At 26.9% G+C, this 22477-nt stretch carries 18 protein-coding genes and 1 pseudogene; 12 read left to right on the top strand and 7 right to left on the bottom strand.

Annotated elements, in window-relative coordinates:
* Positions 1-27 precede the first annotated feature (27 nt).
* From D3Z33_RS06670 to D3Z33_RS06650, 5 genes are all read left to right on the top strand, one after another.
* On the top strand, positions 28-840 hold the full coding sequence (locus D3Z33_RS06670; RefSeq protein ID WP_160196995.1) for a MerR family transcriptional regulator: 813 nt from the start codon (positions 28-30) through the stop codon (positions 838-840).
* 56 nt (positions 841-896) lie between these two features.
* Complete coding sequence (locus D3Z33_RS06665) at positions 897-2204, top strand: MATE family efflux transporter (RefSeq protein ID WP_160196994.1); 1308 nt, start codon at positions 897-899, stop codon at positions 2202-2204.
* 260 nt (positions 2205-2464) lie between these two features.
* A complete protein-coding gene (locus D3Z33_RS06660; protein ID WP_160196993.1) occupies positions 2465-3292 on the top strand; it encodes a MerR family transcriptional regulator in 828 nt (275 codons plus the stop codon).
* A 102-nt stretch (positions 3293-3394) separates the two neighbouring features.
* The gene (locus D3Z33_RS06655) at positions 3395-4726 is read left to right on the top strand and encodes an MATE family efflux transporter (protein ID WP_160196992.1); all 1332 of its coding nucleotides are present in this window, start codon (positions 3395-3397) and stop codon (positions 4724-4726) included.
* Between the two features lie 619 nt (positions 4727-5345).
* Complete coding sequence (locus tag D3Z33_RS06650) at positions 5346-6308, top strand: GNAT family N-acetyltransferase (protein WP_160196991.1); 963 nt, start codon at positions 5346-5348, stop codon at positions 6306-6308.
* A 42-nt stretch (positions 6309-6350) separates the two neighbouring features.
* Here D3Z33_RS06650 and D3Z33_RS06645 read toward each other — a convergent pair whose 3' ends face one another.
* Entirely contained in the window at positions 6351-7025 is a 675-nt protein-coding gene (locus tag D3Z33_RS06645; RefSeq protein WP_160196990.1) for a uracil-DNA glycosylase, read from the bottom strand.
* A gap of 14 nt (positions 7026-7039) precedes the next feature.
* Complete coding sequence (locus D3Z33_RS06640) at positions 7040-8065, bottom strand: potassium channel family protein (protein ID WP_160196989.1); 1026 nt, start codon at positions 8063-8065, stop codon at positions 7040-7042.
* A 247-nt stretch (positions 8066-8312) separates the two neighbouring features.
* Between D3Z33_RS06640 and rluF the strand changes: the two genes are divergently transcribed.
* The 6 genes from rluF to D3Z33_RS06610 all read left to right on the top strand — a co-directional run bounded on the left by rluF (position 8313) and on the right by D3Z33_RS06610 (position 17985).
* Entirely contained in the window at positions 8313-9044 is a 732-nt protein-coding gene (rluF, locus tag D3Z33_RS06635; RefSeq protein ID WP_160196988.1) for a 23S rRNA pseudouridine(2604) synthase RluF, read from the top strand.
* Between the two features lie 384 nt (positions 9045-9428).
* On the top strand, positions 9429-10547 hold the full coding sequence (locus D3Z33_RS06630; RefSeq protein WP_160196987.1) for an ABC transporter ATP-binding protein: 1119 nt from the start codon (positions 9429-9431) through the stop codon (positions 10545-10547).
* A gap of 14 nt (positions 10548-10561) precedes the next feature.
* The gene (locus D3Z33_RS06625; RefSeq protein ID WP_201750452.1) at positions 10562-12112 is read left to right on the top strand and encodes a glycine betaine ABC transporter substrate-binding protein; all 1551 of its coding nucleotides are present in this window, start codon (positions 10562-10564) and stop codon (positions 12110-12112) included.
* Positions 12113-12192: 80 nt separating this feature from the next.
* On the top strand, positions 12193-13464 hold the full coding sequence (locus D3Z33_RS06620; protein ID WP_160196986.1) for an MFS transporter: 1272 nt from the start codon (positions 12193-12195) through the stop codon (positions 13462-13464).
* Positions 13465-13916: 452 nt separating this feature from the next.
* Complete coding sequence (locus tag D3Z33_RS06615; RefSeq protein ID WP_160196985.1) at positions 13917-15899, top strand: LTA synthase family protein; 1983 nt, start codon at positions 13917-13919, stop codon at positions 15897-15899.
* Between the two features lie 67 nt (positions 15900-15966).
* Positions 15967-17985 (top strand): penicillin-binding transpeptidase domain-containing protein, encoded by a 2019-nt coding sequence (locus tag D3Z33_RS06610; protein ID WP_243153441.1) that lies wholly within the window; start codon positions 15967-15969, stop codon positions 17983-17985.
* Between the two features lie 221 nt (positions 17986-18206).
* On the opposite strand, the gene D3Z33_RS06605 is transcribed toward D3Z33_RS06610, so the two are convergent.
* Both D3Z33_RS06605 and D3Z33_RS06600 read right to left on the bottom strand, forming a co-directional pair.
* Positions 18207-19769, bottom strand: coding sequence for a Mur ligase family protein (locus D3Z33_RS06605; RefSeq protein ID WP_160196984.1), 1563 nt, complete (start codon positions 19767-19769; stop codon positions 18207-18209).
* Positions 19770-19889: 120 nt separating this feature from the next.
* Positions 19890-20051: a hypothetical protein gene (locus D3Z33_RS06600; protein ID WP_160196983.1), complete on the bottom strand. Its 162-nt coding sequence runs from the start codon at positions 20049-20051 to the stop codon at positions 19890-19892.
* 265 nt (positions 20052-20316) lie between these two features.
* On the opposite strand from D3Z33_RS06600, the gene D3Z33_RS06595 reads away from it, so the two are divergent.
* Complete coding sequence (locus D3Z33_RS06595; RefSeq protein ID WP_160196982.1) at positions 20317-21114, top strand: ZIP family metal transporter; 798 nt, start codon at positions 20317-20319, stop codon at positions 21112-21114.
* Between the two features lie 115 nt (positions 21115-21229).
* Here D3Z33_RS06595 and D3Z33_RS17165 read toward each other — a convergent pair.
* From D3Z33_RS17165 to D3Z33_RS06580, 3 genes and pseudogenes are all read right to left on the bottom strand, one after another.
* Positions 21230-21298, bottom strand: a pseudogene (locus tag D3Z33_RS17165) (IS3 family transposase); the annotation flags it as partial.
* A 118-nt stretch (positions 21299-21416) separates the two neighbouring features.
* A complete protein-coding gene (locus D3Z33_RS06585; protein ID WP_160196981.1) occupies positions 21417-21593 on the bottom strand; it encodes a hypothetical protein in 177 nt (58 codons plus the stop codon).
* Between the two features lie 414 nt (positions 21594-22007).
* The gene (locus D3Z33_RS06580) at positions 22008-22247 is read right to left on the bottom strand and encodes a hypothetical protein (protein ID WP_160196980.1); all 240 of its coding nucleotides are present in this window, start codon (positions 22245-22247) and stop codon (positions 22008-22010) included.
* Positions 22248-22477: the final 230 nt, after the last annotated feature.

The raw sequence follows: 22477 nt of genomic DNA, 5'->3' as shown, positions 1-22477 counted from the left end.
TATAGTAATTATATTAGGGAGGAATTTATGGAAAAATATTTTTCTATAGGAGAAACAGCTAAGATTAATAATGTATCTATTCAAGCATTAAGGCTTTATGACAAAATGGGACTTTTAAAACCAGCCTATGTTGATCCACATACTAACTATAGATACTATACAATAAATCAGTTTATGTATTTAGATCTAATTAAATATTCAAAACAGATAGGAGCACCTCTTAAGGAACTTAAGAAAATATTAGATAGTAAAGATGTTATTAAATTACTATCTTTTATAAAAAGTCAACAAAAAATAGTAGATAAAGAGGTAATTAGACTAAAAAATATAAGTACGGCTATAGGACATATAGAAGATAAAATTAAATATGGTACAGAATATAAAGAAACTAATGAAATATATTTTAGACAAATTGAAAAAAGATTTATTATAGAGATTGCATTAAATAAAAAAGATGAAGAGAGCGATTTTCAAATAAAACTAAGAAGTATGGATAAAATTATAGAAGAGAATGAGATTATGTTTGAAGGAGAATCAGGATATTTTATTTGTTTAGATTTGTTTTTAAATGAAGGAAAGATATCTTATGAAAGTGTTTATTCAACTCTTTGTGTTGAGAATAATAACAAAGAAATTGATATTAAAGAAATTTTAGGTGGAAATTTTATATGTATTGCCTATTTTGATAGTGAAAGAGAAATGGCAATGGATAAATTACTAAAGTACATTAAAGAAAATAATATTCATCCTTTAGGTATTGGAGTCGAAACGCAATTGTTTAATACAATAGAACAAGGTGAAAATTCTGATTTGTTATATGAATTGCAAATTTTAATTTAAACTATTGACTCTATATATGGTATAGACTTTATAATCTCTTTTAGGAGGGATGAACTATGAAGTCACTATGGAAAGAGTTTATAAAATATGCTGTACCATCTGTAATAGGTATGATGGTTTCTGCACTTTATATAGTTGTTGATGGAATATTTGTAGGTAGAGGAGTAGGAGCAAGTGCTTTAGCTTCAATAAATATAGCTTTACCTGTTACAACACTTATGATAGCTATTACAATGATGATAACTATGGGTGGTGCAGCAGTAACATCTATAAAATTTGGTCAGAATAAGTATGATGAAGGTAATAATATATTTTTAGAAAGCTTATTTTTAATAGTAGTTATAACAGGTATATTATCAGTAGTTGGAGTATTTTTTCCTGAGGGGTTAGCTAAAATGTTAGGTGCTAGTAATGAGTTAGCAAAAGGTACAGCTGAATATCTTCGTTATTATTTGATGTTCGGTCTTGGGTTTTCAGGTAGTTTAGCTCTAAGTGCATTTGTTAGAAATGATGGAAATCCAAAACTAGCTATGATTGCTTTAATTGTAGGTGCAATAACTAATATAGTTTTAGATTATATGTTTATATTTATTTTTAATTATGGAATAGTTGGGGCGGCAATAGCCTCAGGATTAGGGCAATTATCTAGTGTATTCTTACTACTAAGTCATTTTTTTAGAAATCAGGGAAAACTTAAACTATATATACCTCAGCTTAAAAAATCTGAACTCATTAGAATTCTTAAGGCAGGAACACCAGAGTTTATAGTTCAGGTATCACCAGCAGTTAGTGTATTCGTTTTTAACCAAGTTATAATGAGAAGAATTGGAGAGGTTGGTATTGCAAGCTTTAGTATAATTGGATATATAAGTGTGGTGCTTATAGCATTATTTATTGGTATTTCTCAAGGCATACAACCATTATTAAGCTATAATTATGGAAAAGAAAATTATAAAAAAGTAAACAAAGTATTCAAAATGGGAGTAAAAACTAACTTTACTGCTTCATTAATAATATATTTAATAATATTAGTTTTAGGAGAAAAAATAATTAGTATTTTTAATAGTGATAAAACACTTATAAAATTAACTTTTGATGCTATGGTTATTTATGCCTTTTCATTTATTATTGCCTCAATAAATATAGTTAATATAAATTATTATCAATCAACAGAAAAGCCTAAAATAGCAAATATTATATCTGCAAGTAGAGGGCTAGTGTTTACAGTAGTTTTTGTAATAATTCTTCCTCTAATTATAGAAGATATAGGCATTTGGACTTCTATTATTTTAGCGGAGATATGTACTTTGCTATTTTCTTTATATTTGATAAATATAAAGAAAATAGCAATAAATAAAAATTAATCTAAATTACAAATAAATTCATATAATAAATAACATGATTAATATGAATGAGAGGTAAAAATTAATACAGTTAAAAAGGTTTCTATTCAAGGTGAAATTATAGAATTATTTAGAATGTATATAAAAGCCAATGACCTTAAGAGTGGTGTAAAGTTTTCATCATAAGCATTAAATAAAATATTTAAAGATACTTAATCTGCTATAATAATCTACTAAAAAAAATATTAAAAGAATATATAGTTAGGGGATAAGAAGAAAAAGTGAAAGATAAAATATCAATTGGTGAATTTGCAAGCTTAAGAAATATTACAACTGAAACATTAAGATACTATGATAGAATAGGACTACTTAAGCCTATTAAAGTAGACCATAAAACTGGATATAGATACTATTCTATTTTACAGTATGAACAATTAGGAACCATTAAAGAACTTCGCCAACTAGAGATGAGTATTGATGAAATTAAGAAGTACTTTAATAATAGAAATATAGATCAATCTGTTAATATACTAAGAGATAAACATAATGAGCTTATAAAAAGAATAAAGGAATTACAACAGTTAGAAAAAAGTATTAATGAAAAAATAAAACACTTAGAAGATATTTCTCAGGTATCAAATTTTGAAGAAATAGTTATTAAAGAAATCAAAGAAAGAGAAATAATTACTTCTGATAAATCTATAAAAGATGAATTTGATTTAAGTTATGCATTCCTTGAATTAGAGAATACATTAAAAGAAATAGCACCTATAATTGCAAGTAATCGATTTGGAACAATTATAAAACAAACGGACATAGCGTTGAATAAGTGTATAGAATCATTTGTTGTATTTCTTTTTATCAAAGATCGAGAGAATATTGATGAAAAGCATATAAGAAAGATTCCTAAAGGGACTTACGCCTCTATGTATTATAAAGGAAGTATGTGGGATAAGGAAATTTATTTTAAGAAAATGACTGAATATATTGAGAAAAAGGGATATAGAGTATGTGGTGATATCCTTCAAATAGTTCAAATTGACATTAGTGTTACAGATCAAAGTGAAGAAGAATTATTTGAAATACAAATACCTATAAAAGAATATTGACCTTTGTGTTACACAAAGGTTTATAATCTACTCCATAAGAATAAAACATATTAACCATATAGTTATTTCGTGTTTTGTTATATTGTTTTGGAGGTAGAGTAAATGAGTGAAAATATATTAGGAACAGAAAAGATATCTAAATTATTTATTAAATTTTCAATCCCAGCAATTATTTCTATGGTAATAGCAGGTGCACAAGTTATAATAGATGGAATATTTTTGGGAAACTTTATTGGTGAAAATGCACTTGCTAGTATAAATATAGTTCAACCATTTATGGAAGTTATAATAGGCTTTAGTATGATTATAAGTGTGGGTTCTCTAAGCTCTATAGGAAGAAGTCTAGGAGAAGGTAAAAGAGAAGAGGCACAAAATATATTTAAAACAGCATTTGTATTTATTACTATTATATCTTTAGGTATACTATTAGTTGGCAGGTTATTTAGTGAAGAAATTTCAGTATTATTAGGTGCAAATAAAGTATTGTTAGAAGGTGTATCAATTTATATAGGAACAATATCTATATTTGCACCACTAATGTGTTTAATGTTTTTGTTTGGATTTATCAACAGGGTAGTAGGAAAACCAGAATTATATTTAAGGGGTATGATTTTAAGTGTAGTTGTCAATGTGAGTTTAGATTTTATATTTATAAAACAATTAAGTTTGGGAATAAGGGGAGCGGCATTTGCAACAGGAATAGCATACGTATCATCATTTTTTGTAGTAGTACGTCCTATGTTAAGGAAAAAGAATATAGTAAATATATTTAGAGGTCAATTTGATAAATCAGTAATAATACCTATATCATACAATGGTTCATCAGAAGGAGTAATTGCAATTGCAACGGCTACAACTGCATATATGTTTAATGTTTCATTCATGAAAATCGCTGGAGAATCTGGTGTTGCAGCATTTACAACAATAAATTATATATCTCAATTTGGAATTCATATAATGTTTGGGATATCAGATGGAATAGCACCTATACTAAGTTATAACTATGGTTACAAAAAACATGATAGACTAAATGATACCTTAAAGTTAGCATCAAAGGTAAATTTAGTTGTTGGGACAGTGTTGTTTTTTATATTATTTGGATTCGGAAAACAATTAGTATCATTATTTGCAAGTGGAAATGAAGATGTTTTAGATTTAGCAGTAAGAGGATCAAAGATATATGCATTTGCTTTTTTATTGTGTGGTTTTAATATAATAAACTCAGGATATTTTACTGCAATAGGAAGTGCTACGGCATCTATTATAATATCAGCAAGTAGAGGTATAGTATTTATAATTTTGGGTATAAATATACTTCCTATGATTATAGGAATAAATGGAGTATGGGTTACAGTTCCATTAGCGGAATGTATGACATTTATTATAGGCATATATTTAGTTAAAAAAAATTATTTGTGTGAAAAAACAGTCTAAAGATTCAAGTCATTAGTAAATTACATCAAAAGATCCATATAAGAAAAAAGAGATAGATGATTGACATAGGATTAAGCTAGTATTAAACTTAGTATAAGTAGATTTAGCATAAAATAGGTGCCTTTAGCATCTTTATTTGTGATATTATTAATTCTAGGTAACTGTGAAGATACTGTATCTACTCAACAAATACTAATATATGGATTTAATAAAGAATATAATTTTACTTATAAGAATTTAGACATATGCTAATTTTTCTATCATGTAGTTTCTTAATTTAAACTGTGGATTAACTCCATAGTTTTTAAATATATAAAATAATTTCTTAGCTATCTAGTTAATGATTATATCTTCATAGCTTAAATGACAAAAAGTAAATTTAGAGGATATTATTATGATAAGAAAATTAAATAAAAATAAACAAGAATTGAATATAGGTGTATTATTTTCAGGAGAAACTATCTTATTAATACAATCTCAAAGGGTAAAATTATCTTCATGAATTATTAGAACGAATTAGAGATGACTTTGCTAAAGAAATTGAAAAATATTTCAAGTGAAATCGGGGTAAATATATTGGGAGGAATATTAATGAAAATAGTAATTCATAAAAAGAGGAGTGGAAGTTATTTTAGATAATAAAATGAAAATGAAATTTGTACAAGTTGCATCTGAATTCATCTATGATTTAGAAATTTTAGGTAAATTAATAAATGAGGAAGAAGTAAATAAGTACATTTTATCAGAGTTAGATGAATTATTAGAATTAAATAAAAGAGATATTATGAAGGCAAGATTTAAACATTTTAATATTTCCAAAACAAAGATTTCTGATTACGAACAAAAATTAATTAAGATTGGAAAAACAGATAAATTTGTTTTAGCAGGAATTCGACATATGGGGGGAAATGCTAATAAACCCTTTATTTATATATGGCCTAATTTTATGATAAAACAAGCTGATATTAAAGATATAGTTAAAAATGTATATCCATATTTCAAGGTTTTTAAACCACTACACATTAATTTTTGGATCAATCCTATTTTATTATCAAAATATGAATTAGATGAAAAGTTTTTTACTGTTCAACAATCTTTTATTGGTAATGTAATAAAATTAAATTCAAAAAATTCTACAACGGCTAAAAGTAAATTTAAACTTGAACAAGTTAAGAGTAGTGAATATTATAAATGGTATGAAAATGAGTACAACAATTTTCATATTATGAATCCTGATATGAAAGAAAGAATACCTATAAATGATATTGAATTAATGGAAAAATGTCGTAAAGAAAATCTATTATATTATGGTGTTGTGAATAATAAAAAAGTTGGGATAATTGCAGCGGAAAAAAATGATGTTTTTGGGTTAAAAGGTATATATATTAATGAAATTATGATAGCTAAAGATTATAGAGGAAATAAATATTCTGAATTATTACTTAGCCATTTTATAAACATCTTACCTAAATTTGTAGAAGTATTATGGTGCAATATTGATTGTGAAAATATACCTTCTACAAAAACGGCAATATATTCAGGACAAGAAGTATTTAGTGTTGAATGTTTTTACCAATTGTAAAAATCAAAGACATAAAAAATATATAGAGGATACCACTATCCTCTATATATTTTCAATTTGCCAATCTATAGGGTTTTTTCCTATAGATTTTAAAAATTTATTAGTTTTAGAAAAAGGTCTACTTCCAAAAAAACCTCTATAAGCAGCTAATGGACTTGGATGAGGTGCTTTTATAATATGATGAATTGGATTATTTATTAAATCTTGTTTAGATTGGGCATTTTTACCCCATAATATAAAAACAATAGGATCTTTTCTCTTATCTAGTAAACTAATTATTTTATCCGTAAAATATTCCCATCCCATATTTCTATGAGAGTTTGGGTTGTGTGCTCTAACTGTTAATACAGTATTAAGTAGCATTACCCCTTGCATTGACCATTTTTTTAAATATCCATTATTAGGTATATAACAATTTAAATCATTATTTAATTCTTTATAAATATTTACTAAAGAAGGAGGAATTCCAACTTCAGGTTTTACAGAAAAGCTTAAACCATGAGCCTGATTTGGGCCATGATATGGGTCTTGTCCTAAAATGACTACTTTTACATCTTTATAGTCAGTAAAATGCAAAGCGTTAAATATATCATACATATCTGGATAAATAACTTTAGTTTTATATTCATTTATTAAAAATTTTCTTAAGTTTAAATAATAATCTTTTTTAAATTCATCTTCTAATAAACATTTCCAATGATTTTTTAAAATCTGCATTATAGTCTCCTTTTCTATATACTTAAATGTCTTTTTCCTCTATCATTTGCTATTTCTCTTAAGTCATTTACTTGCTCTTCTCTACCTAATACTATCATTGTATCGCCTTCTTTTAAAATCTCATCTGAACTTGGATTAAATGATAATTTTTCTGAATCTTTCTTTTTTATAGCAAGTACAATTAATCCAGTTTTTTCGGGGATTTTAGCTTCTTGAAGTGCCTTATCTATAAGTGAGGAATTTTCTGATATAACTACATCTTCAAGATCAAGTATTACATCGCCGGCTCTTGTCATTATATCTAAGAAAGAAATAACTGTAGGTCTAAGCATTAATGCAGCCATTCTGGTTCCACCTATTTCATTTGGAGAAATAGTGTTATTTGCTCCAGCTTTTTTTAATTTTTCATCTGCATGTTTATTTATAGCACGAGATACTATATATAAATCTTTATTCATTTGTCTTGCAGTTAAAACTGTATAAACATTTTCTGCATCAGTTGATAGAGAAGATATAAGTCCCTTGGCATTTTTAATTTTAGCTTTTTTAAGTGTATCTTCTGCTGTTGCATCTCCACATATTCCAAATATATCATTTTCTATTAATTCATTAATTTTATTTTTATCTTTATCTATAACCACAAATGGTTCATTACTTCTTTTAAACTGTTTGATAGCATTATAACCTGTTTCTCCTGCGCCACATATTATATAGTGATTATTTAATTTTGTTATGTACTGCTCCATTTTTCTCCTCCTCCAAGCCTTTCTTAAATCTCCCTCTAAAAAAGAAGACACTATACTACTAAATAAATAACCTACTGTACCTAAGCTTATAAATATTAAGATTATAGAAAAGAGTTTTGCTTCTGTATCCATTTCTCCAACTTCTGCATAACCAACAGTAGATATTGTTATAACAGTCATATATAATGCATCTATAAAATTAAGTTCAAGTAATATTTTATATCCAATAACTCCTGTTCCAATCAAGGATATAAGTAGTATTATTACAAAATTAAGATTACTCTTTTTTTCCATATCTTCACCTTTTAAATTTATATTTTACTATCAATACAATTATAACATAGGTAAAATGAGATAGTGATAATTAAATTTTGTGTTATAATTAGCACATAAGGGTATAATTTTATTAACGAATATAAATATTGGAGGGAGTATATTCCTAGTGTTCATGCAATTACAGGTGAAAGTGAAGAGTTAAGAAAGATAGAAATAGATGTTACAAAATCAAAAATAATTAAATTCTAAGGAGTAATAATATTTAATGGAACAAAATAATTCAAAGAAAAGAATTAATAAATTTATAAGAGAGACAGGACTTTGTTCTAGAAGAGAAGCTGATTCAATGATAGAGCAAGGAAGAGTTAAAATAAATGGTAAAAAAGCAGAATTAGGGGATAAAGTTGATTTTAATGATTATATAGAAGTAGATGGTAAATTAATGAATGCCAAACCAGAACTTATATATATAGCATTAAATAAGCCTAGAGGTATAACATGTACAACAGAATCACATGTTAAAGGCAATATAGTAGATTTTGTAAATTATCCTGAAAGGATATTTCCTATAGGTAGACTTGATAAAGATTCTGAAGGGCTAATATTCTTAACAAATGACGGGGACATTGTAAATAAAATTCTTAGGGCAGGAAATAACCATGAAAAAGAATATATAGTAACAGTAGATAAACCTATAACAAATAAATTTATAAAAGATATGTCAAATGGAGTACCTATATTAGATACAGTAACAAAGAAATGTTTTGTTGAAAAAATTAGTAAATATAAATTTAAGATAATATTAACACAAGGACTTAATAGACAAATTAGACGAATGTGTTCATATTTAGAGTATAATGTAGTAAAACTTAAAAGAATAAGAATAATGAATGTAACTTTAGAAAATTTACCTATAGGTAAATGGAGGTATTTAACAAATAAAGAAATGAATACTATAAATGAAATGACTAAAAATTCAAATAAAATGGACCAATAAAGGTCCATTTTATTTTTAATATATAAAATAATGAACTATACAGATACATTTAATATTAAAACAAAGTAATTTAAATAACATTTAACAAAAAAAATATATTATAATTCGGAATTTTACTGGAAAATATTCTGAAAATGTAATATAATAAAATATAGTAATTTACTTATTAGGTTTTTTAATCCTCTTATAGATTAATTCTCTTATATTACTTTAGGCTATATCTTACTTTACCAAAGATTTTTAAATATAAATTATAATATCATAACTGATAAGGACAAGCTAGATATGTGTATAAACTTCTAGCTTTAATTTTAAATGTTAATAATTATATTATAAAAAATATTGTTGAAATTATTTTTAATATAAAAGGAAAGGAGAAATTAAATGATTCAATTTAAGAACGTAAAAAAAATATTTGATGATGCAACTGAAGCTGTTATTGATGATTTAAGCTTTCAAATCAAAAAAGGAGAGTTAGTTGTACTTATTGGAGAGAGTGGCTGTGGAAAGACTACTACAATGAAGATGATAAATAGACTCATTGAGCCATCAGGAGGAGAAATATTAATAAATGGTGATAACATATTAGATATAAACGCTATAGAACTTAGAAGAAATATAGGATATGTTATTCAAATGGTTGGTCTTTTTCCACATATGACTGTAAGTGAAAACATTGAGCTTGTACCACTACTAAAGGAGTGGACTCAAGAAGAACGAGAAGAAAGGGCACGCGAATTATTAGATTTAGTAGGACTTCCAGCAGATGAATATGCTAAAAGGTATCCTTCAGAATTAAGTGGAGGTCAACAACAAAGGGTAGGTATAGCAAGGGCATTAGCTGCAAATCCTGATATTTTATTAATGGATGAACCTTTTTCTGCACTTGATCCTATAACCCGTGAACAATTACAAGATGAACTTATAAGATTGCAATCAGAGTTATCGAAAACAATTGTTATGGTTTCTCATGATATGGATGAAGCTATAAAAATGGCAGATAGAATAGCTGTTATGGATAAAGGAAATATTGTACAATTTGATACTCCAGAAGAAATATTATCTAATCCTAAAAATGAATTTATAGAAAACTTTGTTGGAAAAGATAGGTTATGGAGGAGTCCAGAACTGATTAGTGCTAGTGATATAATGGTTAAAAAATATCCCAAGATTTATCTTAGAAGAAGACTTGCTGAAGCAGTTGAAAGAATGAGAGAAAGAGAAGTTAACTTTCTTATAATTGTAGATAAAGATGAAAATTATCAAGGTTATATAACTGCTAAGGATACAAGAAGTAATGATAAAAATATGACTATGACTGAACTGAAAAGAACAGATATAAAACCAGTGCATGAAGATATGAGCATGGCAGATGTTATAAATATAATAAATGAACAAAATATTAACTTTGTTCCTGTTATAAACTCTCAAAATAAAGTAAAAGGAGCAGTAACGAAAAGTAGTGCATTAAATGTTATATCAGATTTATTACAAGTTGATTAAGAAAGGAGAATTTTATGGTTTTTAATTATATGATTGAAAATTTTGGTGAGATTATAGCGAAAACTATTGAACATATGCAAATAACACTTACTGCAGTATTATTAGCAGTACTTATAGGGGTACCACTCGGAATAATAGTTTCAAGAAGTAAAAAGCTTGGAGATGGAATACTTACTGTAGCAAATATATTTCAAACTATACCAAGCTTGGCTATGTTTGGATTTATCATTCCAATTCCATTAATAGGTGGTATAGGTTATAGACCAGCAGTTATAGTATTATTTTTATATGCGCTTTTACCTATTATTAAAAATACGTTTATAGGTATAAAGAGTGTAGATGAATCTATAAAAGAATCAGCAAAAGGTGTAGGAATGACACCTATACAAATATTGTTTATGGTAAGCTTGCCACTATCATTTCCGGTTATAATGGGTGGTATAAGAGTTGCTACTGTAATAAACATTGGTACTACAACAATAGCAGCTCTTATTGGTGCAGGAGGCCTTGGAGATTTTATATTTAGAGGAATATCTATGAGTGATAATTCTATAATCCTTGCAGGAGCAATACCTACGACAGCATTAGCTCTTGGGATAGATTATTTACTTGGTTTGATAGAAAAGAAAGCTTCAGTTTCTGTCTTTGGACACATTATTACTGATAAAAAAACAAGAAAAAGAATAGGGGCTTTGGCTTTAGCAGTTGTATTAATTATAGTGAGTGTTGTAGGATATCAGTATTTCAATGAAGATGAAACTGTCATTGTAGGAACTAAAAATTATACAGAAGCTAGAATAGAAGGACAGATACTTTCAATATTAATCGAAGAAAACACAGATTATGAAACTGAAATAAAAGAGTTAGGTGGAACACTACCAGCATTTGAAGCACTTAAAAGTAATGAAATAGACACTTATGTAGAATATACGGGTACAGCATTTGAAGCTATACTTAAAAGAGAAGATAAAGTAACTGATCCAGATAAAGTATATAATATAGTAAAAGAAGAATATCAAAATCAATATAATATTACATGGTTAGAACCTTTAGGGTTTAATAACACTTATACATTTGCAGTAGAAAAAGATTTAGCTGAAGCAAATAATTTAGAAACTTTCAGTGATTTAGCAAGTGTAGCAGGGGAATTAACTTTAGGTGCTACTGTAGAGTTTTTGGAGAGAAGTGATGGTTATCCAGGAGTTAAGGAAGCTTATGGTTTTGAATTCGGAGAAACAAATGGTCTTGATCCAGGATTAAGATATAATGCTATAGATAGTGGGGAAGTAGATACTATTGATGCCTTTTCAACTGATGGGAAGATAATAGAGTTAAATTTAAAAGTTTTAGAAGATGATAAGTCATTTTTCCCACCATATTATGCAGCCCCTATAATGCATAATGAAAGCCTTAAAAAATACCCAGAGTTAAAAGGAGTATTAGAAAAGCTAGGTGATACTATATCAGATGAAGAAATGCAGAATATGAATTATCTTGTGGATGTTGAAAAAGAAGATATAGAAAAAGTAGCAAGAGATTTCCTAGAAAAAGAAGGTTTAATCTAAAATAAAGGAGAAAAATAACACTAATTATATTATAATATAATTGGTGTTATTTTTATTTGAAATTAAGGAGATGAACAATAATGATAAGTATATTTTCTCAATATAAGGGGCTTTCTAAATCTGCATATGTTATATTCTTTGCTAGAATAATAACAAATATGGGAGGATTTATTTGGCCACTTTTAACTTTGATACTTAGTCGAAAGATTGGATATTCAGCATCTACAATAGCTTGGCTATCTATTGCTATTGGAGGATTATTTTTGCCTGCTACAATAATAGGAGGAAAACTTGCTGATAAATATAACAGAAAAAATTTAATAATTACATTTGATATAATAACTGTAATATTTTTTATGTTAGCAGGTCTTGTAGAACCTGGAACATTAATGCTTGTATTTTTTGTAATAGCAGGGTTATTTGCTAATATGGAATATCCAGCATTTGAAGCATTAATAGCAGATGTAACTAAACCAAAAGAGAGAGAAAAAGTTTATTCACTATCATATTTAGGGCATAATTTGGGATTTATGTTTGGAGCAAGTATTGGTGGATTGTTATTTGAAAATTATTTAAGTCTAGCATTTATAATTGATGGAGCAACAACTCTTTTATCTACTATGCTTATAATATTTTTTATTAAAAATGTAAAAATTCAAAATATTGAAGAAGAAGAAAATGAATATGAAAATGATGCTGACGTAAATACTTCATCACTTGATATTTTGAAAAAGAGAAAATCAATACTTATACAGTTAATAATATTTATGTTTTCATCATTTATATATGATCAATGGTCTTTTGTATTGCCTCTTTATATGGAAGATATATTTTTAGATAAAGGAGCAAGATACTTTGGTTTAATTTCTAGTTTTAATGGATTCGTAGTTATAGCGTTTACCCCTATAGTTACTCATTTACTAAGAAAATTGAATGAATTGCCTAAAATAATAATAGGAATAACTCTCTATTCACTTAGTTACTTGATCATAGTAGATACTGATATTTATTTTATCTTTTACATAATGATGTTTGCATTCACAATAGGAGAAATAGTAAATATGTTAGGATCAGCACCTTATATAAGTAGAAGAGTTCCAGCAAGTCATAGAGGTAGGATAAATAGTTATAGAAATATTGGATATTTTATAGGTGGAACTGGGGGAAGGGTAGTTATGGGATATTTAATTGATAATATGTCTTATAGAGCTGCATTTATTGTTCTTGGAATTATAGGAATAATAGCTGCAATAGTAGTAGGCTTTAATTATAAGTTAGATAAATCAATATTTCCAAAACTATATCAAAGTGACAATAGTAAAGTGAAAAGAGATGTTCAACTTGAAGAATAGTTTATTTAAACATATTGAAGGAAATCTAATTCACCCATAAAATTTTTATTTATGATTATGGAAAATAGTATAATAAGGCAATAGAAGAATAAACTTTAATGAAAATGTAATATAACAAAAAAAACAAGCTATAAATCCATTTTTTTGAAATAATTATGTAATATATGTTATGAATCTAAAAAAAGTTTTAATTGTATAGTTAATTCTAAACATTTTTGAAAATTCAATTGGCTTGTTTAAAGGGATTGAACATATAAATTATAATAAGCTATATTTGTATAAAATAAAATAATTTTATTATATCTAAAAAAATAAGAATTGTTGTTATAGTTTTTTAATACTATTAATAAGAATAGATAATTGATATTTTACTCACTTTGATATAAACTATCTTTATAGTAAAATAGAAAGATAATGTAAATTAATAGGATATGGAATGAAGAGGGGATAATATGAAACTCAAAAACAAATTACTAAGTGGGTTTAAAAACAATATAATATTTATACTACTGATAATAGGAGCAATTCTAAATGATATGTTATTAAGAAAGATGACAGTAGGTGGAATTTCTTATTGGAAACCTATTGTAACTACTATACCAATGATAATTTTTACAAGTATAATAGCATTATTTTTATCATATAAACGTAGGAACTATTTATATGTAGCACTGTCAGTATTTTTTAGTTTATTAAATGGAATGAATTATGTTTATTATAAGCATTATAGTTCATTTTTATCATTTTCATTATTAAAGCAACTTACTCAGGTTAAAGAAGTAGGAGATAGTGTAATAAAAACATTAGATCTTAAAGTATTATTATTTGCAATTCCTACAATAGTATTAGTAGTAGTGATACGTAAGTTAAAGAGAAGAAATTTCTTTGAAAAAGCAGAGAATAATAGAAGTAGATTAGAGTTTGTTGTTCCACTTGTTATAGGAACTACAATTTTATTCTTTGTATTTAGTACTTTAAGTGGTACAGATAAGAGTCGTATAATGAAACAGTGGAATAGACCATACTTAGTTGAACAATTAGGTATTTATTCTTATACAACTGCAGATTTTGTGAAGAATATCGCTTCAAGTAGTGTACCAGAAATTAAAACAGAAGAAGCTACTGTATTATTAGAAGATTTAGTTGAAAACAATATAGATAAACAAAATAAAAATGAATATACAGATATATTTAAAGGTAAAGATGTGTATGTAATACATTATGAAAGTGCAGAAAGATTTGCTATGGATTTAGAATTTGAAGATGGTTCTGTAACTCCGTTTTTAAATAAAATGGCTAGTGAAGGGCTATATTTTGATAACTTCTATCCTCAGCATTCAGTAGGAACAAGTAGTGATTCAGAGTTTACATTTAATACTTCACTTTTGCCAATAAATAATGGAACGGTCTTTATGACTCATGCTGATAGAAATTATGTATCTTTGCAAAAATTATTGAAAGATAAAGGATACTACACAATGAGTATGCATGGTAATAATGGAGACTTTTGGAATAGAAATGTGATGCACAAAACGTTAGGTTATGACAAGTTTTTTTCTAAAGATGATTATGTAATTGATGAAGAAATAGGATTAGGATTAGGATTAAGTGATAAATCTTTCTTTAACCAATCAATTCAAAAAATAAAGCAGGTTAAACAAGAACAACAGAAGCCAATTATGTCAACTCTTATAACTCTTTCCAATCATTATCCTTTTGATGATGTAGAAAAATATCCAGGGTTTAATGTAGGACATTTAGAAGGCACAGATATAGGAAATTACTTAAAATCTTATCATTATGCTGATTTAGCTTTACAATCATTTATAGAAGGAATGGATAGAGAAGGATTATTAGATAATGCTGTAGTAGTTTTATATGGTGACCACCATGCTAAAATATCAACTGATGATTACAGAAAGACATTTAATTATAATCAAGATACAGGAGAATATTATACAAAAGAAGATCCAGAATATACAGCTATGAATGGAAGATTTAAAAAGCAATTAAAAAGAACTCCATTTATTGTTTGGTCTAAAGATAAGCAATTTAATGAAACTATCAACACACCAATGGGAATGGTAGATGCTCTACCTACAATTTCAAATATGTTAGGGATATTTAATCCTTATCAATTAGGTAATGACATTATGAGTGTAAAAGAAAATAATGTGGTATTTCCTGATGGATCATGGTTGAATAAAAAACATTTTTATTCAGCATCATCTTCAAAACTGTATTCATTTGAAAGTGATGAAGTAATAGAAAATCCAAATTTAATTGTTACAAATGAAATGATAGATAAAAAGATAGATTTATCTAATAATATAATTCAAAATGATTTAATAAGATTTTTTAACGGGTTACTTGCTCATCAAAAAGTATTAACACCAGAAAAGAGATCTATGATGTATATGGAACCAATTAGCTAATTAAAAAGGCGACCTATTGAAGTAAATAGGTTGCCTTTAATATTATTTTGTATAAGGGGTGTATAAATTGAATAAACATAAAATAAGTATTTTAATTATAGTCGTATTTTTAATGACTGTATTAATATTTACTGGATGTAGTAGTCAGACTAAAGAAGATGCATTTAATGCGTATAAAGATAGCTGGGCATCTAAAGATTATGAAAAAATGTATGACATTTTATCAACTGATTCAAAAAAATATATATCAAAAGAAGACTTTATAACAAGATATACTAATATATATGATGGTATTGGAGCTAAGGATATACATATAGAATTAAATGACGAACAAGATAAAGATGATACATTGAAATTTACGTTGAAGATGGATTCAATAGCAGGTGAAATAAAACTAGAAGATTTTAATATTAGAATGGTAGAAGAGGATATAGATGGAGAAAATAATTGGCATGTGAAATGGGATGAAAATTTAATTTTCCCAGATATGAATAAAGAGGATAAAGTTAGAATTGAAACATTATATTCAGAAAGAGGAGAAATATACGACAAATCTGGAAATGGGCTTGCTGTAAATGGGACAAGATATAACATAGGTATATATCCTAAATTATTTGAAGAAAATAAAGAATCTAATATATCTAATATGTCAAACATTCTCGACATAGACAAAGAATTAATAGAAGATAAATTAGACAAAAATACTAATCCAGAATATTTTATTCCTATAGTAAAATTGTCAGTAGATGATACAAAACTTTCGCAACTTCTTGATATCAAAGGTGTAAAACATCAAGAAGTTAAAGAAAGAATATATCCTGGAGGAGAAGCTTTTGGATCCTTAATTGGCTATACTGGCTCTATAACAGCTGAAGAATTAGAAAAGGATAAAGAAGGTATATATAACAGTACAAGTATAGTTGGTAAACTAGGACTAGAGTCAGTTTATGAAGAAAGTCTTCGTTCTAAAGATGGTAAAGAAATATATATATCTAAGATAAATGATGGAAAGGAAATAGATAAGGTAGTTTTAGCAAAAACTAGGCCTGAAGATGGCAAAGATTTAAAGTTATCTATAGATATGGATTTACAAAAGAAAATATATAATGAAATGGATGGAAATGTAGGGGCATCTGTTGCCATACATCCAATAACTGGTGAAGTTTTATCAATGGTAAGTTCTCCTTCATTTGATTCAAATTTATTTACAACTTATATATCAAACACTCAATCTAAGGAATGGGAAGATACAGAAGTAAATGAATTTCAAAATAGATTTAATGATGCATATTCTCCAGGTTCTACATTTAAACTTGTAACGGCAGATATTGCTTTAGATAAAAATTCAATAAATCCTAGTGAAAAATTGAGTATAAATGGAAAGCAGTGGCAAAAAGATAACTCTTGGGGAGATTATAAAGTAACTAGAGTGAGTGATAAAATTTCTAATGTTAATTTAAATGATGCATTTGTATATTCGGATAATATATATTTTGCTATGGCTGCACTTGAAATTGGAGAAAAAAACTTTATAGAAGAATCGAAAAAATTTGGATTTAATGAAGATATTCCAGTGAATTATCCTATAGAAAAATCTCAGATTGCTAATGAAAATAAGATGGGAAATGAAATACTATTAGCTAATACAGGTTATGGTCAAGGAGAAGTACTTGTAAGTCCATTACATCTTTCATTAATATATAGTTCAGTTGTAAATGAAGGAGATATAATGAAGCCTATATTAGAACAAGGTGAAGGTGTTAAATCAGAAATATGGAAGAAAGATGTTATAACTGATAAAAATATAGACATATTAAAACAAAGTTTAATTAATATAATTGAAGATAAAAATGGTACAGGAAATGAAGCTAAACTTGACGGCATAAAATTGGCAGGTAAAACAGGAACAGCAGAATTAAAGTCATCACAAAATGAAACTGGAAAAGAAGATGGATGGTTTGTAGCTATGGACATTGATAATCCTGAACTAGTAGTTTCTATGATAATAGAAGGTGTAGAAGATAAAGGTGGTAGTCATCATGTTGTTCCAAGAGTTAAAAATATAATGGAGTATTATTTAAAATAAAAATAATAACAAAAAGCTAATTCCAAAGTGAATTAGCTTTTTGTTATATAATCTGCTAATATTTGCATAGGATCTAGTAGCTGGATATATCTATTAGTTTGTTTTAGGCAATTTAAGATTGAAATTTTTAAATTGCTTTGAATTTTTTCTATAAAATAATAGGTAGTAATGCAAGGTATACATACTATATCCACACCGGCTTTTTCAAAGTTTTTCTCTATTTATTCCATAATATCTAACTCTGATGAACCAGCCACTCTATCTTTTAGAGGTGCATATAATAAAGCTTTATTTATATCAGGTCTTAAGTCATGCATAATTTCAAGTGCAATATGAGCACCATAATCCATACCTTGACATCCTGCAAGTAATACTACATCACTATCTTTTGCACGAGAAAGCCCACTATTAATTGCATCAGGTAATTCATTATATAACTCTACTTCTATATTATTCTTATTCATGATATCCATAAATACATCTAATTCTTCTTTAGTGACTTTATCTTTTTCTGTTACATGAGAGTCACTTGTTGTTGCTATTATTTTCTTAAAGCCTAATTTGTCTGCCCAGTTTGCTATTGTTTCAGCATTTTCTTTATTAACTATTGGTCCACGATTTCCTCTTATTCCATATACTAAATGTAAATCTTTATAAACCATTTTATGAAGAGTGCCAAGTGTAACATTTATATTTCCAACATTTGCAAAATGGTCATCTATAATTTTAAAGTTATCTTCAAATACAAATTGAAAACGTCTCTCAACACCAACAAAGCTTTCTAAACTTTTTTGAATATTTTTTATTGGAACTCCAGATAAGAGAGCAATAGCAATAGCACTCATTGAATTGTATACTGAGTGGAATCCTGGTACTGATAAATTTATTTTAAATCTTCTTTTATCATATTTTATATTTCCTAGATTTAAAGTATTATTTATAGATACATAAAAACTTGCTCTACCTGTAGATAGATCTAGTTCTTCACATGATAAATCACCATCTTTATTTTCAACACCATATGTTAAAATATTTGCTTTAGTTTTATCTATTAAATCTTTAAGCATAGGTGAATCAATATTAAGCACAGACCAAGCAGATTTTTTAGCATTTGTAATAAGACTTGATTTTACATTAAAATAATCTTCAAAGGATCCATGTAAATCAATATGTTCTCTACTTATATTATTAAAGGCAACAATATCAAAGTCTACGTTTTCAACTCTACTTAATTCCAAAGAAGATGATGAAACTTCCATTGTTACATGTGAAACTTTCTTGTTTTTCATTTGATAAAAATAATTTTGCAAATCTAATGATTCAGGAGTTGTTAAAATTGAAGGTATTGTTACATCTCCAAACTTACTCATAACTGTTCCAATAAGTCCTGTATTATATCCATTATCACCAAGTATTTTATCTATCATAAATGAAGTTGTTGTTTTCCCATTTGTAGCTGTTATTCCTATTATTTTCATAGTTCGTGAAGGGTTATTATAAAAATAACTACTTAAATGTGCGAGTGCTTTTCTACTATTTGCTACTTTATATTGTGGAATATTCCATCCATCTTGGTATTCTTCTACAATTAATGCACTTGCTCCATTATTAATTGCATTCATTATATATTTATGACCATCAGTTTTATATCCTTTTATGCATACAAAAATATTGCCCTTTTCAACTTTTTTTGAATGATATGATATTCCTGTTATATCCATATTTTTTTCATTCCAAGAATTAATTATGTTTATTGATTTAAGAAGTTCATTTAATTTAATCATTTGTTATTCATCTCCTATATTATAAAAACTTATTTTTAACATGTTTTAATTTTAAATCCATAAATGATATTACTGGTTTTGGATCTTTTATATCCCATATTGCATATGCTTCAGGTACAGCTATATTATGCTTTTCTGCTCTATAAACTCTACATAAGGATCAGCACTACGAAATAGTATTGGTTTTTCCTTATAATGAGGAGCTATTAATTTTTTATTTAGAATAAAAATCATAGTATCTTTCTTAGAATAGTCAATAGCAGTTACATTTATACCCTCCATTCCTAGTGAGCGTATAATACTAAGACCTATGTAATAATTTGCTCCAAGTACAACTGCTTTATTTTGTATTAGTTCACTTTCTTTAAAATATATAATATAAACTAATTTGTCCTATTAATCTTATCATATATTTACATTATATCAAATGGTTGATTATTAGCTGAAGCTAACTTTTTGGTTACAATTATATGACAATGGGTATATATTTAATTAACTGAATAATATAATAAAATAATTGCAATTATAAATGAAGGAGAATGAATATATGAATTGGTTTTTAGAATTAAATCCAGTAGTTCAAGCGTTACTTGCAACATTATTTACATGGGGGTTTACTGCCCTTGGAGCTGCCCTTGTATTTTTCTTTAAAAAGATTAATATAAATGTATTAAATGGAATGTTAGGTTTTGCAGCGGGAGTTATGATTGCTGCAAGTTTTTGGTCATTACTCGCACCAGCAATAGAAATGTCAGATGGGTCATTTGTACCAGCTTTAATAGGATTTTTAGCTGGAGGAGTATTTTTATTATTAGTTGATAAATTACTTCCTCATTTACACTTAGGTGAACCTAGACAAAAAGCCGAGGGTATAAAGACGAGTTTACAAAGAAGTATATTGTTAGTATTTGCAGTTACTTTGCATAATATACCAGAAGGATTAGCTGTAGGAGTTGCTTTTGGGGCAACAGCAGCAGGTTTACCATCTGCGTCTTTAGCAGGTGCTATAGCTCTTGCAATAGGTATAGGAATCCAGAACTTTCCTGAAGGAGCAGCAGTTTCAATACCTTTAAGACGTGAAGGATTATCTAGGAGAAAGAGTTTTATGTATGGTCAGGCATCTGGAATAGTTGAGCCAATAGCAGGAGTGCTTGGAGCTGCTTTAGTACTTGTAATGAGACCAATACTTCCATATGCTTTAGCATTTGCAGCAGGAGCAATGATTTATGTTGTAGTAGAGGAGCTTATACCAGAAGCGCAACAAGAATCACATACAGATGTAGCAACAATTGGAGCAATGCTTGGTTTTGCTGTAATGATGACACTAGATGTTGCCTTAGGATAAGACAAATAAAAGTTTGGCATTATGAACTGACCTATGTTAAGTAGACAGATAATTTAATTAAAATTTTATGCACAAAGGGATGTGTGGTTTCGATATTCTAAAGCAGCCATACATCCTAGTTTTTTTGTAACCTTCTTTCATTATAAAATCTAATATATTCTTTTATTTTTTCTGTTAACTCTTCAAATTATTGTTAATGTTCTGCTTTTCTTAGAAGTTAATTGTTTAAAATTAAAAACATTTTATAATTAAATATATTTAGACATTGGAGTAAATATTATAAAAGTCTTTCACATGGATTTTTATTTATATGATAATTTTTTAAAGACATATCCAAATAACATAAATATGGCTGTTATAATAAATGAACCTTTTAAATTTCCTACAATATTAAATGTTTTATCAATTAATAAATCAGCAAGAAAAATTATAATAAAAAATTCTACATATGTAACAACAAATTTCTTTATAATGTCCATAATATTCTCCTTTAATAAGATTTAATTTTGGAAAGATGTTAAATTAGTTTCAGGAAATACTAAACTAGAAGAACTTAAAAAAATGTACTAACCATAATTAAACAAATAATTTTTTCATGATTTTCACCTCATTTCATTTATAATAGAGATTTCATAGTTAAATTATAGAATATTGTGAAATATAATGCAAGCTTTTAATATTGATGTTGTCGCAACCTAATTTGGCAACAGAAAGGTATTTAGAAACTAGGTAAGATTAAATTAACAATTTTTATAGGGATTTGAATATATAAATGCGGAAAAGTAAGTAGTTTATGGCTACTTATTTTTCAAAACATTAACTATTAACTTAAAACAAGATCCAATGACAAATAAGTTTATTATTTTATTAATATTTTTTTATAATATAAATTTTTACATTGTAAAAAAATTGACAATTGTGATTATAACAATAAATAAACTTATTAATAACATAATTCCAGCAATAATCTTCTTATCTTGTTTGTAAAAATATATTGCATCAACGCCCTGAAGAATCCCTAAAACTATAAGCATAAATGACATTGTGATAGTTTTAATAGAACTTCCGTTAACAATAGAGATTACTCCTAAAATAACTACAATAATAGAAAGTATAATTTGAATAATTTTCAAAAAACAACCTCCTCCCTTTTACTTTGTCATTAAGTTCTTATATATATTATAATCTTTTATGAAAGGATTTGTATTTAATTTTGTATTTTTATTAAGTAATTCTTAATAGTTTTTCATAATTATAAGTGAATATTTACTAACAGTATCCTTATAACTCATATCATTTTGGATAACCCACTTTACTGTTTCTATATCATTATACGATTTATTAATCTAGTTTCTAAGAACCA

This window comes from Senegalia massiliensis (genome assembly GCF_009911265.1).
Classification (GTDB): Bacteria; Bacillota; Clostridia; order Tissierellales; family SIT17; genus Anaeromonas; species Anaeromonas massiliensis_A.
The sequence above is the reverse complement of the archived record's forward strand: the minus strand, read 5'-3'. Positions and strand labels throughout refer to the sequence as shown.

Coding starts and splice junctions, on each gene's coding strand:
- D3Z33_RS06670 (WP_160196995.1), top strand. CDS start 28: ATGGAAAAATATTTTTCTATAGGAGAAACAGCTAAGATTAATAATGTA.
- D3Z33_RS06665 (WP_160196994.1), top strand. CDS start 897: ATGAAGTCACTATGGAAAGAGTTTATAAAATATGCTGTACCATCTGTA.
- D3Z33_RS06655 (WP_160196992.1), top strand. CDS start 3,395: ATGAGTGAAAATATATTAGGAACAGAAAAGATATCTAAATTATTTATT.
- D3Z33_RS06645 (WP_160196990.1), bottom strand. CDS start 7,025: ATGCAGATTTTAAAAAATCATTGGAAATGTTTATTAGAAGATGAATTT.
- D3Z33_RS06640 (WP_160196989.1), bottom strand. CDS start 8,065: ATGGAAAAAAAGAGTAATCTTAATTTTGTAATAATACTACTTATATCC.
- rluF (WP_160196988.1), top strand. CDS start 8,313: ATGGAACAAAATAATTCAAAGAAAAGAATTAATAAATTTATAAGAGAG.
- D3Z33_RS06630 (WP_160196987.1), top strand. CDS start 9,429: ATGATTCAATTTAAGAACGTAAAAAAAATATTTGATGATGCAACTGAA.
- D3Z33_RS06625 (WP_201750452.1), top strand. CDS start 10,562: ATGGTTTTTAATTATATGATTGAAAATTTTGGTGAGATTATAGCGAAA.
- D3Z33_RS06620 (WP_160196986.1), top strand. CDS start 12,193: ATGATAAGTATATTTTCTCAATATAAGGGGCTTTCTAAATCTGCATAT.
- D3Z33_RS06615 (WP_160196985.1), top strand. CDS start 13,917: ATGAAACTCAAAAACAAATTACTAAGTGGGTTTAAAAACAATATAATA.
- D3Z33_RS06605 (WP_160196984.1), bottom strand. CDS start 19,769: ATGATTAAATTAAATGAACTTCTTAAATCAATAAACATAATTAATTCT.
- D3Z33_RS06600 (WP_160196983.1), bottom strand. CDS start 20,051: ATGGAGGGTATAAATGTAACTGCTATTGACTATTCTAAGAAAGATACT.
- D3Z33_RS06595 (WP_160196982.1), top strand. CDS start 20,317: ATGAATTGGTTTTTAGAATTAAATCCAGTAGTTCAAGCGTTACTTGCA.
- D3Z33_RS06585 (WP_160196981.1), bottom strand. CDS start 21,593: ATGGACATTATAAAGAAATTTGTTGTTACATATGTAGAATTTTTTATT.